The 13812-nt window shown below is 40.9% G+C and carries 11 protein-coding genes; 1 reads left to right on the forward strand and 10 read right to left on the reverse strand.

The features are described 5' to 3' along the window. Positions 1-201: 201 nt before the first annotated feature. Entirely contained in the window at positions 202-1053 is an 852-nt protein-coding gene (locus B7721_RS09340; RefSeq protein ID WP_084878762.1) for a MurR/RpiR family transcriptional regulator, read from the forward strand. Positions 1054-1188: 135 nt separating this feature from the next. On the opposite strand, the gene B7721_RS09345 is transcribed toward B7721_RS09340, so the two are convergent. From B7721_RS09345 to B7721_RS09395, 10 genes are all read right to left on the reverse strand, one after another. Beyond that, positions 1189-1953, reverse strand: coding sequence for a class I SAM-dependent methyltransferase (locus tag B7721_RS09345; protein WP_084878764.1), 765 nt, complete (start codon positions 1951-1953; stop codon positions 1189-1191). A 368-nt stretch (positions 1954-2321) separates the two neighbouring features. Then, a complete protein-coding gene (locus tag B7721_RS09355; RefSeq protein ID WP_084878767.1) occupies positions 2322-3206 on the reverse strand; it encodes an ROK family protein in 885 nt (294 codons plus the stop codon). A 17-nt stretch (positions 3207-3223) separates the two neighbouring features. Continuing rightward, positions 3224-4141 (reverse strand): dihydrodipicolinate synthase family protein, encoded by a 918-nt coding sequence (locus B7721_RS09360; protein WP_001281470.1) that lies wholly within the window; start codon positions 4139-4141, stop codon positions 3224-3226. A gap of 170 nt (positions 4142-4311) precedes the next feature. Next, positions 4312-4956 (reverse strand): YesL family protein, encoded by a 645-nt coding sequence (locus B7721_RS09365; protein ID WP_084878768.1) that lies wholly within the window; start codon positions 4954-4956, stop codon positions 4312-4314. A gap of 20 nt (positions 4957-4976) precedes the next feature. Continuing rightward, positions 4977-5429: a YhcH/YjgK/YiaL family protein gene (locus B7721_RS09370; RefSeq protein WP_084878770.1), complete on the reverse strand. Its 453-nt coding sequence runs from the start codon at positions 5427-5429 to the stop codon at positions 4977-4979. A 443-nt stretch (positions 5430-5872) separates the two neighbouring features. Then, complete coding sequence (locus tag B7721_RS09375) at positions 5873-6712, reverse strand: carbohydrate ABC transporter permease (protein WP_001183243.1); 840 nt, start codon at positions 6710-6712, stop codon at positions 5873-5875. Positions 6713-6727: 15 nt separating this feature from the next. Further along, on the reverse strand, positions 6728-7594 hold the full coding sequence (locus B7721_RS09380) for a carbohydrate ABC transporter permease (protein ID WP_161801140.1): 867 nt from the start codon (positions 7592-7594) through the stop codon (positions 6728-6730). A gap of 218 nt (positions 7595-7812) precedes the next feature. After that, the gene (locus B7721_RS09385; RefSeq protein ID WP_084878772.1) at positions 7813-9141 is read right to left on the reverse strand and encodes an extracellular solute-binding protein; all 1329 of its coding nucleotides are present in this window, start codon (positions 9139-9141) and stop codon (positions 7813-7815) included. 114 nt (positions 9142-9255) lie between these two features. Continuing rightward, entirely contained in the window at positions 9256-9954 is a 699-nt protein-coding gene (locus tag B7721_RS09390; RefSeq protein ID WP_001135658.1) for an N-acetylmannosamine-6-phosphate 2-epimerase, read from the reverse strand. Positions 9955-10187: 233 nt separating this feature from the next. Continuing rightward, a complete protein-coding gene (locus B7721_RS09395) occupies positions 10188-13580 on the reverse strand; it encodes an SIALI-17 repeat-containing surface protein (RefSeq protein ID WP_084878894.1) in 3393 nt (1130 codons plus the stop codon). Positions 13581-13812: the final 232 nt, after the last annotated feature.

A 13812-nucleotide genomic window follows, 5' to 3' on the forward strand; every position in this document is an offset into this window, starting at 1 on the left:
AAATAATAGAGTAAATAGGTGAATCTCAGTACATTTCATTGTACCATATTTTACGGAGAAACTCTTGGAAAAGTCGAAGCATTTTTTGACTTTCAATTGAAAATGCCTTTTTATTTAGTTATCCTAACTTCTATGATATAATGATAGTAATAATTAGGAAAGCGTTAACCTTTAAGACTTTGACTCATAAAAAGGAGCCTCATGAACAAGCCAGATATCGCAACCATAATCGACCTCCATTTTGAAGAATTAACAGAGCTTGAGCAAGAAATCGCTCGCTATTTTTTGCAAGCTGAAACGATCCAAGATGATCTTTCTTCTCAGCAAGTTACCCAGAAATTACATATCTCCCAAGCAGCCTTGACCCGCTTTTCCAAAAAGTGTGGTTTTACAGGCTACCGAGAATTCGTCTTTCAATACCAGCATCAGGCTAGTAAACCGGACACTCATTCGCACAAACACAGTCCCTTGACCAAACGTGTTTTGCGAAGCTACAGTATCATGCGAGAACAAACACAGGATTTGATCGACGAAGAACAACTGGAACGAGTTGCCCAATTAATCGATGACGCAGAACGAGTTTACTTTTTTGGAACGGGAAGTTCTGGTCTGATTGCCCGTGAGATGAAACTGCGCTTTATGCGTCTAGGTGTTGTCTGTGAAGCTTTGACCGATCGGGATGGCTTTGCTTGGACGACCAGTATCATGGATGAAAACTGTTTGGTACTTGGCTTTTCTCTATCAGGCACTACCCAATCCGTCCTCGATAGTTTGTTGGATGCCAAGGAAATGGGGGCCAAGACCATTCTCTTTACCAGCGCTCCAAATAAAAATAGTCAGGCCTATACCGAAACAGTCCTTGTCGCAAGCCATAGTCAATCTTCTTACATCCAGCGTATTTCCGCTCAACTCCCTATGCTCATTTTAATAGATTTGATTTATGCCTACTTTTTAGAAATCAATCGCGAGAGCAAGGAAAAAATCTTTAATAGTTATTGGGAAAACAAAAAGCTCAACGGCTATCGTAGACAAAAACGTGTTAGAAAATCCTAGTTTGGTTAAGCCAAACTAGGATTGTTTTGTTTTGAAACGGTAATAGGCTCCCAACATCCCTACTGTATTTTGGTGATGGGCAAATTCTAATCGTAAAATAAAACGAGCTATTCTCCAGAAGTACGTTCTATAATATCATAGTTTAATGCAGAGTGTAGCGATATAGTCATTTCCATAACGTGACAATCGATGTCTTTTGTCACACGATTCATAAAAATCGATCATAGCGAGACCGTTTTTTAGTTGTCCTCTAATCTGACTTTCTAAGGTATGGCTAAATTCATATCCATATTCTGGATTGATGGTAATTTTGTCTTCCTCTTCAAGCTCTCTTGAATTAAAAGGTAGTGAAAACTTTAACTGTAATTCCTCATCAGGTTTGTCCCATACAGTGTCAGCATCATACATGTAGATCCAAGGATTCATAAATCCGACCATTAACAAACCGCCCTTTTTCAATACGCGAGAGGCTTCTTTATACATGTTTTCTAAATCTTCTATATATACATTTGAAACTGGATTAAAAATAATATCAAAAGTTTCATTTTCAAATGGAAATGGTTTTGTCATATCGCCTTGAACGGTATTGATTTTTAAGCCTTCTCGTTTTGCAACCATCTCATCTCTTTCTAATTGCGATTTAGAAAAATCCATGATGGTGACATCATAACCTTTTGCAGCAAAAACCGGACCCTGCTGGCCACCACCACAAGCTAAACCTAATATCTTTTTTCCCTTGGCTTTTTCAAACCATTCTGTCGGAACTTTTTTCCCCACAGTTAAGGCGACAGAAATTGGATGCTTTCTAGCTTCTTCTAATTCTTCATGTGTCAATGGCTCAGTATAGTCGTTTTTTACATTATTCCATCTATCTTCATTTAATTTTATATAATTACTCATCTTACAATCTCCTCGTAATTTTATATGATTTCGACTTCAGGTGAATAGGTTCCCATTACATTTTTTTCACCTCTACAAATTCTAATTTACCAATTTTCGCCCATCTCATTATATCACTTTTTTCTTCTTGGCTTAGTTTAGTTTCTAGAAACAAAGTAGAGTGTTTGTACCGTCTTCTAGAGCTATCTCCTCTCATATATTTTTCGATGGTAGGAAATCTGTTCCTATCGTTCTTTTTTTGTAATTCTCTTTGTCTTTCCACTACTTTCATATACTTGACAGTTTTTCTACCATCAAAAAAAGAATTAAGTAGAAGATTTTTCACTTGATTAGTGATTAAATGTTCTACTTAATTCTATAGTTCCAAACTAGGATTGTTTTGTCTTGAAATGATAGTATGCTCCCAACATCCCTGCTGTATTTTGGTGATGGGCAAATTCTAATCGTGTTTTTTCAGCTAGGCTTGGTACCAAGGTGGCCTTCAAGGCTGTGCGGATCTTCGGTTTGAGAATAGCTTCTTGCCCCATGATACCGCCACCGAGAATGACTACTTCTGGATTGGCAACGTAACAAATATTTGCCAGACCTTTTCCTAGATAGTCTACCATGCGGTCAATGCCAGCCATACAGATCTTGTTTCCTTCAGTAGCTTCCTTGAAAATTCTGCGACCATTCCACTGGTCAACTGAGTCACCATGAGCTGCTGCTACATATTCTACCAAGGCTGTGGTAGAGGCGAGATCTTGGAAAGCTCCATCCTGCATATGCATATAACCGACTTCGCAGGCTGAATTGCTAAATCCATGGAAGACTTTCCCATCCATAATCAAGCAACCACCGATACCTGTTCCAATGGTCAAGCAAAGTGTCACACTCGCTCCCTTGCCTGAACCAGATACTGCCTCAGCTAGACCTGCACAGTTGACATCATTTTCAATCTCACAAGGGATATTAAAGCTCGTCTCAATTTCCTTCTTGAACTGAGTTCCTGCATAGTTGGGAATCTGAGGACCAGCGTAGAAAATCTCACCCTTATCTGGATCCACCATCCCTGCCGAAGAAATGGCAACACCTGCTACTGGGCCTTTTTCTAAATAGCTGGCAACGATATCTTTTGTCTTTTGTAAGATATGAGGTCCACCCTTATGCGCCTCAGTTGGCATTTCATGCGATTCAACAAGTTGGCCTTCTTGGTCAATCAAACCATATTTGATGTTGGTTCCACCAATATCAATTGCAACGTAGTGTGTCATAAATACCTCCTTATGGATTAGAGGAAGCGCTCCTTGGTTTCACGAATCAATTGCGCTGCTGCTTCTACAACTGGTCGATCTTCTTCAGTCACTGGAGTCAATGGTGAACGGACAGAACCAATGTTCAAGCCTTCATTGATTTTCAAGACTTCTTTAATCACACCGTACATATTTCCATGTGCAGCAGTCAATTTACCAATGATTGCATTGATAGCGTATTGCAATTCACGCGCTGTTTCCAAGTCTTTCTCAGCAATCAACTCATTAAGTTTCAAGAAGAGTTCTGGCATAGCACCATAAGTACCACCGATACCAGCTTTGGCACCCATGAGTCGTCCACCTAGGAACTGTTCATCTGGACCATTGAATACGATGTGGTCTTCTCCACCAAGGCTGACAAAGGTTTGGATATCTTGAACTGGCATAGAAGAGTTCTTAACACCGATAACACGAGGATTCTTCAACATTTCAGTGTAGAGACTTGGAGTCAAAGCAACACCTGCCAATTGAGGAATATTGTAGATAACATAGTCTGTATTTGGAGCTGCAGCACTGATATCGTTCCAGTATTTGGCAACTGAGTACTCAGGCAAGCGGAAGTAAATCGGTGGAATCGTTGCAATAGCATCTACACCCAAACTTTCTGCGTGGCGAGCAAGTTCCATACTATCCTTTGTATTATTGCAAGCAACGTGAGCAATGATTGTCAATTTGCCCTTAGCAACTGCCATGACTTCTTCCAAAATCAACTTGCGGTCTGCCACACTTTGGTAGATACATTCACCAGAAGAACCATTGACATAGAGACCTTGAACTCCCTTATCAATGAAGTATTGAACCAAGGCACGCGTACGCTCTGGACTGACTTCTCCTTGATCATCATAACATGCGTAGAAGGCTGGAATGACACCTTCGTATTTTTTCAAATCTGACATAGATTTTCTCCTAAGATTTCTTTTTTCTGCTGAGAGCAGTTCTATTTTTTACAAGTTTAGTATACACCTTGTGAAAATCGCTTTCAATATCTTGTATACACTTAGATTTTAGTTTCTACTTGTATTTTAGAAACTGTAACGATTGAAAGTAGTTTCAGAAACACCTCATCCTACTGGTATTTGGCGAAGATTTTCTCCATCAATCCTGCTTGGAGAAAGACTAGCAAACCAAAACCAAAGAGGATAAAGGCTGACCCACCCAAAAGGAGAGTGAAGGCGGATAGATAAAGAATCATCACTATGAGAAAGAGAATGGCTAACATGAGGAAGAACCATGGAAAGTTAAAACTTGCCAAGATAAGCCCTTTTTGCAGCACTTCTTTCCAAGACAGATCATAGCGGGCAGCGATGGGATAACTAGCCAGCATCACGAGAGTGAGGAAGATGAGAATCCCCAAACAAATAGCTTTCACAATCTGGAAAGGCAAAGCAGTCTGTCCCCAGAAGAGATAGAGGTCTAGAAGGCTTAATGACACAATGCCCAACTCTAACAGACCTAACTGAAGCCCCAGTTTCAGATTTTGCTTGAAGGCTCTTAGATAGGTTCTGAAAACTGGAACTCGTCTGCTTCTCTTAATCTCAAACATGGTCTCGTAAAGGCTGATTTTCGCCACTCCAATCGTCACGATGGGCAAACAAGAGACGACAAAAAGAAGATTGACTGTCACGATATCCAAGACCTTCTCACTGAAACGCATGAGAAAATTATCTGTATCAAATGCTGCCTTGATAAGGCTTACTCCTTTTTGTGCCATGTTTGCTCCTCCTGATTCTTTTAATCAATCAAAATTTTAAAGAGATACTTACGAACTTTTTCTTCCATCCCTGCGTAGCCATTTGGCTGGTGTGGTTCTCCTGGGAAGAAAATTGCAAAATTGTGATAGCCCAACAAGAGTGGGTATTTTTCATGACAATGGACAAAGCCAATGTCGCTCGCTTCGTCGAATGCTACCGCTTCGTCTTTGATACGTGAACCGTAGCTCGAATATTCATGTCCTTCTACCAGCAAATGCAAGTCTGCATAGTGTTTATGGTGCTCAAACTGATCATTTTCAGCTTGATTGAGGACATTTTCCTGAACAACTAGAAAGACCTTGTCCCCGTCAATCTCATACTTACCGAATTCGAAAGAATCCTTACGGTGCTGATAGAGATAGTCGATAGCCTTGTCTAGATTGGGATGAATCCCCTTGTAAAAGTAGATGTTTTTCAAATCGTCAAAAATCATACTGTTTCCTTCGTTTCTGATAGTTACTATTTTTCAGTTTCGAATTATCCTTCTCTATTTCCCTGTAATAGTGCGGACGGAAGCAAATTTCTTCGGTATTTCATTCCTAATTTTTGAGCCTTTTGCTCTTTCATCGTCAGTCTCAAAATTCCGTCTAAGATAAGCGTAAGATTCTTATCTTAGATACCACTAAAGCGGAAAATAGCTACCATAAAACGAACCTACTCTAACTAGTATCATGAAAAGAGTTCATTCTTAAGTTTATAAGTGTCTGACAAAACTTCACGAAGTAACTGCATACTCTCCATTTTGTAGACACTTATAACTCTATATTCTCTTATACTCAATGAAAATCGAAGAACAAACTAGAAAGCTAACCCCAGGCAATACTTAAGTATGGCAAGGTGATGCTGACGTAGTTTAAATTCGATTTTCGCAAGATCTTAACCTTTGACAGCTCCCATAGTAATCCCCTGAGTGAAGGATTTTTGGAAGACAAGGAAGACGGTTACGATTGGCACGGCTGCAAGAGCTGCACCCGCCATGATCAAACCATAGTTGGTTGCCATTTCAGCCTGCATGGTCGCAACCCCGAGTGAGATGGTCAAGTTTTGACGTGAAGTCAACATAACCAACTGCATAAAGTAGTCGTTCCAAGTATTGATGAAGGTAAAGATCGCAAGGGCTGCAAATCCTGGTTTCACGATAGGGAAGGCTACGCTCCAGAAGGTACGAATCTCACCACAACCGTCGATTTTAGCTGATTCAAGCAATTCTGTAGGGATATTTTCACTAAATTGTTTCATAAGGAATACCCCAAATGGCCATCCAATCAAAGGCAAGATAACTGCCCAAAGAGTATCGTGAATTCCCATGAAGTTGACGATACGTACCAATGGTACAAGGACAACTTGTTTTGGAAGAGCCATAGCAGCGATAAAGACTGCAAAGAGGATGCGTTGACCATAGAAACGTTTTTTAGCCAAGACATAACCTGCTAGAGAAGAGGTTGCACAGACTAGGAACATAGTTACTAGTGAGATAAATACAGAGTTCCACATCCACTGCATAGCAGGGTTTTGCACCATGAGTTGTTGGAAGTTTTCCATGGTTGGCATTTTAGGGAACCACTGTGGCGGAATCATAATGGTATCAGGCTGTGATTTGAAGGCCCCTGTCAAGATCCAGTAGAATGGAAAGATGAACAGTACGGTCAACAAGAGCAAGATAATCGTTGAAATAACAGTGAAAGCTGTTAAGGGTTTCTTTTGTGTAGGTTGCATAACTGTCTCCTTTCTTTAGTATTCTACGTCGTTTCCGAGGATCTTGAATTGAGCAAAGCTGACAATGGCAATCATCACTGCCAAGAAGACACCGATGGTATTGGCATAGCCGTATTCTGTCAATTGGAAGGCTTTTTCGTAAAGGTAGTACATCAAGGTACTTGTTGAGTAGTTTGGACCACCAGAAGTCAACAATTGAATCAAGGCGAAACATTGGAATGAGTTGATGGTTGTGATGATTGCGATGTAAAGAGTTGTTGGAAGAAGGCTAGGCCATTTGATCTTCCAGAATACTTGAAATTCAGTCGCACCGTCAACACGCGCTGCTTCAACAAGTGAGTTGTCAATATTCCCCATAGCAGCGATATAAAGGATAATCGGTTGACCAACAGATGTTGTCAAAAGGATAATCATAATCGCTAGCAAAGCCCAATTTTTGTCACCCAGCCAAGAAATGTTTTGGCTGATGATGTGGCTTGACTTAAGGACAAAGTTTAGAATCCCTGATAGTGGGTCATAGATCCATTTCCATACAACCGTTACAGCAACACTACCTGTAACTACAGGAAGGAAGAAGACGAAACGATAGAAAGAACGGGCAATGGCATTTTGATGATAGGTTTGAGATGCTACAAAGAGCGAGAAGAGAACCACAATCGGAACAGATCCAATAACCAGGATAACGGTATTGATCAAAGACTTCACAAAGACAGGGTCTTTAAACATGCGAATGTAGTTGTCCAAGCCCACAAACTCAAATTTAGTCATGGAGTAGTTAAAGAAACTTGTAATGAATCCCATAATCATAGGAGCCAAGACAAAGATGACAAAGAAGAATAACACTGGTGCTAGGAAAGCGTAGGAAATCACTGTTTCCCGCATACGAATTTTATTGACTTTCACAGTCGGCACCTCTCTTTCAAATAGAATAGTTTTTGATTTTCTTGAACTGTTTTAAAACCAAAATGAAATTTTTTAAGATTCGCTTATGTAAGAACTTCATTTTAATTTTGTGACAGTTCCTACCATTTCAAACAAAAGTCCCCCTTTTCTTACACCATAGTGCACAGGGAAAAGGGGGAATCAATCTGACTTAGTGCTTATTGTTTTGTAGCTTTTTTGATGGTTTCGTTAGCTTTTTCAGTGAAGGCTTTCAAAGCATCCGCTGGTTTTTCGTCACCATTTGATACAGATTGCAACATTGGGAACCAAAGTGTTCTCATTTCAGCAAATCCATCGATAGTGTTGTAATATGGTGAGTAGTATTTAGTCCAGCCACTGATTGTTTCCATACGTTTGTCTTCATAAAGTTTGCCAAATGAAGTACGAACTGGGAAGGCACCTGTACGAACTACATCTTTAGGACCCCATTCTTTGTCATCTGCGATGAATTGAACGAATTTCTTAGCAGCTGCGACTTTCTTATCGTCTTTGTTGTTAAATACTGCAAATCCGTTTACAAGGTATTCAAGAGATGGTTTACCAGAATCTGATGGGAATGGTACTTCTACCACATCTACCTTACTTGCTTCCAAGAGTTTCGCTTGGATACCGTTTTGAGCTGGCGCCCAAAGGATTGTGTATGAAGTTTGACCGTTGGCAAAGTTTTGGATGTCTGCTCCACCGTCAAATTGTGAACCATTGTTCAACAAACCATCTTTGATCCAGCTAGCCGCTTTTTCAAGACCTTTGACGAATTTAGGATCGTCAGTTGTATATTTAGTTACATCTTTGTCTGTTACAGAACCACCGTAAAGGTTTGCAATGAAGGCACGTGTTCCTTGGTCTCCCCCTTGACCAGCACTGAACAATGAACCTGGAGTGTAGCCTTTATCTTTAAGGGCTTTCAAAACTTTTTCAAAGTCATCAGTTGTCCAACCTTCTTTTACAAGGTTAGCTACACCAGCATCTTCCAACATTTTCTTGTTCATTGCCATGTAGAATGGTGCTGAACTGATTGGATACATGTAGGCTTTGTCTCCAGCCTTACTTGCTTGTACGATGTTTTCGTTGTTCACATCTTTGACGAATTCGTCTGTGAAAAGGTCGTTCAACTCAGCCAATTTACCATTTTTACCGTATTGGATGATACGTCCTGGTGCGTCAAAGAGTACGTCTGGCGCTGTTCCAGCTTCGATAGCTGTTGTGATCTTTTCTGGACCTGACTTGAAGTCGATGGTTTCCAATTTCACTTTTACATCTGGATTTGCTTTTTCAAAAGCTTCGATGATTGATTTTTCATAAGTTCCAACACCGTCACCAGTTTTTTCTTGTGTGAAGACTGGGAATGCCCACCAAGTGATTTCTGTTTTCCCGCTATCGCTACTAGAGCTTCCAGCATCTTTACTTCCACCAGAGTTACCACAAGCCGCAAGGCCAAGAATCGCAGCACCAGCAAGTACTGTACAAGCTAGTTTTCTAAATTTCATTTGTATTCTCCTAATTGATAAGCGTATCCATATTGGATAATGAGCAAGTTTATATTTGTATACGTTTTCATTTTGTCCGACGCATCAACCACACTCCTCTGTTTTGAGATTGTGTTATTTAAGACCGGCAACAAAGCGTTCCGTAATCTCTTTTGGTCTAGTAATCGCTCCACCAACAACGATGCCTCGCACCCCATATTCAAGGATTTGTTTGGCTTGTTCTGGTGTATGAATTTTCCCTTCAGCGATGACATCCACTCCTGCTTCACAAAGTTTTTTGATCAGTTCAAAGTCTGGACCATCTACTTTAGGACTATAAGAGGTGTAACCTGATAGGGTTGTTCCAACAAAATCAATTCCGGCTTCAACTGCAGCTATTCCTTCTTCAAAGGTACTGGTATCAGCCATTAAGAGTTGATGTGGATATTTTTCTTTGACTTGTCGGATAAAGTCCTGAATTTCCAAACCGTCGTAACGTTCACGTTTGGTACAATCCAGAGCAATGACCTCGATGTCTAGTTCAGCCAGTTCATCAACTTCTCTCATCGTAGCTGTAATGAAAGGCTCCTGTGGCGGATAGTCACGTTTGATAATCCCGATAATCGGGAGTTTCGTAACCTCCTTAATCTCCTTGATATCGCGAACACTGTTTGCTCGGATACCGACTGCTCCACCTTGCTCAGCCGCTTTGACTAGCAAGGGAATGACTCCTCCCGCTTCTGTATAAAGCGGTTCGTGAGGAAGTGCCTGGCAAGAGACAATGATTCCATCTTTGATTTGTTCAATCAAGGCTTCTTTGCTGATCTGTGGCATCCTCTTTCCTCCCTTTCTTGTTCTTATGGGCTTATTATATATCATTTGTTAAGCGCTTTCAATAACTTGTAGTAGAATAGATTTCAGTTTCAAAACTATTTTATAGAACAGACTATCCTGAAAGTAGTTTCAGACCTCTTATGATTTCGAATCAACCTAAATTTAATAAAGAAAGATAGCAGGCTGAAAAACCTGCTATCTCTTCTGAGAGTTACTCAAATAGCTTTTACTTATTATTCTTTTCTCCTCTTGCCAAATGCAAACAAGGATAAAAGAACACCTGCAAGACCAAGGGAAATCAGTGAGTTTGTTTCCTTACTTCCCGTATTCGGAAGTTCATCTTGTTTAGCTGCTGGCGCTTGATAGGTCACATCTTGGCCTAGAGACAGTTTGTTGTCTGCAGCTGCTAATACTTGATTTGTTTCTCCCTTGTACTCTGGCACTTCAAGGACTGCTGCCTCAGCGCCATTGACTCCACCCTTATACTCTGGCAGGTCATTTGAAGCTGCTAAGACAAAGTTAGCACCTCCTCTATATTCCGGAAGCTCGTTTGAGGCTGCTAGAACTGCATTGACACCACCCTTGAACTCTGGAAGTTCATGGACTGCCGCCTCAACAGCATTGACACCACCTGTAAATTCAGGCTTTTCAACCGTTGGCGCTGCTTCTTCGCCTACTGTTGATAATGGACCGGTGTACTCTGGCATCTCTGCCACTGGGGCTTCCTCAGCATTGACACCACCAGTGAATTCTGGTTTTTCTACTGTTGGAGCTGGTTCTTCTCCTACTGTTGCCAATGGTCCAGTGTACTCTGGTATCTCTGCCACTGGGGCTTCCTCAGCATTAACACCACCTGTGAACTCTGGAACCTCATGGATAGCAGCTTCACTGCCATTAATACCATCGCTTAGTTTAGAGCCAGCTAAAGAAACTGGTAAATTGTGCATGCTTTCAATTGCACCCTCAGCCAGACCAGTGATTCTTTGACCCATATCTTCTGGATCCACAGTAAATAAGAGAGTTTTTGTATCGTATTGGGTCATGAAGGTTGCTGTCTTGCCATTTGCCAACTGAAGGGTAGGAGCCTTATTTACCAATACTTCCGAATCGAACTCCATGGCAATAATACCTGGCCATTTTTGGATAGCATATTTTACTTTTGCTTCTTTAGGAGAAATTCTGTCTTTGCTTAAGAAATCCCAGTTGAATTTCTTATAGGATAAAGTATAATCGTTTTGATTGCCATCCGCATGCTCATAAAGCAAACCATATTCGCCATTTCCGAGTTCTTGGAGCGAGTTGTAGGCAAACTTACCACTTTGTATAGGATTGTGTTTCAGCCATGTCAACTCACCATTCTCCTCAACACGAGCCAGGTGAACCAAACCATTGTTGCGTCCAGGACCACCAGCATTGCTGAGTAGAATGTATTCCTTTCCTTCATGCATGGTGTGAATAGCGGACATTTGAACATAAACGTCTTTTACTTGAGGATATCGTTTGATTTCCTTATCCCACGTTGCTCCCCCATCATGACTGGTCGCAACCTGAAGATCACCAGTCAACCCACGCATAAAGAGCTTGAGATCCCCATTATTCAACTGAACAACAGTTGACTCCGTATTTTGGGCGCCTGGATTATTCATGGTTGAAGAATGAATGGTTTGGTTGCCTACTGGACGGTTATCATTAACTGCTTCCCCTGCTTGCCATGTTTCACCATGATCATCTGAATAAATTACACGAGATGATTGAGAACCACTTAGGTAGGAAACGTTGTTTGTTGTATAAACTGGAATCACCAGTCTTCCCTTATGAGGCCCCGTACGCAAGGCAATCCCCGTACCAGGTCCAGTTCCTAGGAAGTGCATCCAATCTTTCCGAATCCCATGAGTAATATCTTTTGGTGCAGACCAAGTCTTCCCATCGTCATCACTGTAGGACATCCATAGATAGTTGGTATTGGAAACTCTAAAAATATTCTTCTCGCTATACTCAAAATAAATATTTCCGATTAGCTCATTCCCTTTATACAAATCTCCCTTATCGCTGTAGGCTGGTTTTTTAGGGTCAACGACAACACGATAATCTGTCTTTCTATTTTGAGGGTCGAAAACCTCTCCGTTTTCTCGAATCGTATAGCGACCTGATTCTCCTTGCTTATATAAAACTTGATAAACTTTATCTCCCACTTGTTCATAAGCTTTCGGAGCTTGCCCCGGCAATGAAAATACTGCCTTACTTTCAAGGAACATGTCATAAATTGCAAAAATTCTCTTTGTTTCAGGGTTTTGCACCAAGGCCATATCAATATTGACTGGAGATGGCCAATCTGCATGTTTAGCGTGCTCATTGTCACGAGGATTTGAGATTACGATTCGGTCTCCCCATGTTTTTCCATTATCTGAGCTGCGACGAACAACCATCCCAATATCTCCCCAGTCAGAATGGTGCAAACGTCTTTCATCCGTTCCTGCAATCAGCGTTCCTTTATCTGTCTTGAGAAGAGCTGGGATACGATAACTCTTGATACCATCTTTATTTGGTTGATTGTTCCTACCACCTTCAAAGACGTCTTCTTTCTCAGTAACTTTTGCTCCCTCAGGAAGTTTCTGTTCCAATTCACCTCTTTCAAATAATTGGCTCCGTGTTTGAACTTCATCTGGGCTTAAAGCACGATCATAAACGGTTAGGTTTCGTACTTGTAGGTTTGATGCCCAAACTGTTTTATTGCCTCGTTTGGTTGATCCAAGTTGAGCTTGATTAACATCTGGCATATCTTTGATGAAGTTCCCAGATTTTAGACTTGTTCGAGATAAGACACCGTTCACATAGAGACGAACTCGACCATGAGGTAACTCCGTTGTCGGTTGTTCGACAGTAAAGGTCACAGAATTCCATTGTCCAGGGCGAACTTTCAAAGGAGCATCTGTATACTTATCATAGAACTGCTCCCCGTTAGCGCCACGCCCTTCAATAAGAGCTGTATTATCAAGGATCGACATAGTAAAGTACTCATTTTCCTTGGTTTCACTGGATACAGAGAAGAGATTGTAAAAACGTGGAGCTGATGCATCTGGTTTGAACTCCATGTGAACTGTAGCATTTTTTAGTTGCTTTAGTTTGTCTAGTTCATTTGATAAATCAACTCTCTGACCATTTGCTGCATTGGTTTCAACATCTTCTTTTTCAAGGACAGGATTAGCATTTTTTAAATCTCTTGAGTAATAGTCACGAGGAATAGCCCCCTGATCCTCTGATTCCTCTTCCTTATTTGCTTCTTCTGCAGGGGGTTCGGTAGAGGATGGGGTTTCTGATTCTGCACTCTCATTTTTTTTCAAATGATCTTGGTCCACCTCAACGCCGTTGTCTTGAGCTGCTGCCAATTTACCAGCCAAATCCTTATCCAAATGAGCAAGATCTCCCGAGGACGCTTCTTTTGGCAATTCTGATAAACCTTGACCAGGTTCGACAGTTTCTGTATTGGCCCCTGCTGCATTGGCTTGCTCTTGAGCTAAGACTGGATTTGCTCCAAATACCACTGTACCAATCACTACCGATGCTGCCCCAACTGCAAATTTTCGAATTCCGTATCGCTGTTTCCGATCTAAAGATTTGTAATTCATGTTTGTCCTTTCATTTTTCATAAAATAAAGCGCTTTCTTTTTTCTTTAAAAATTTTTATTGTCTCTTCAAGAGACAAGTTTTACAAGAAAGTATCCAACTTAATGAGAGCTCCCAATCCTCTCCCATTTTCTGCTGAGCTCGAGTTTTTAATCCTCCAGCAGCCTTTTTCCTCCTTTCACAAGTGACTTTTCCTTTATTATACAATAAAGTCTTATATTTACATCTGTGTTC

Origin of the sequence: Streptococcus oralis subsp. oralis, assembly GCF_002096445.1 — a bacterium.
Classification (GTDB): domain Bacteria; phylum Bacillota; class Bacilli; order Lactobacillales; family Streptococcaceae; genus Streptococcus; species Streptococcus oralis_N.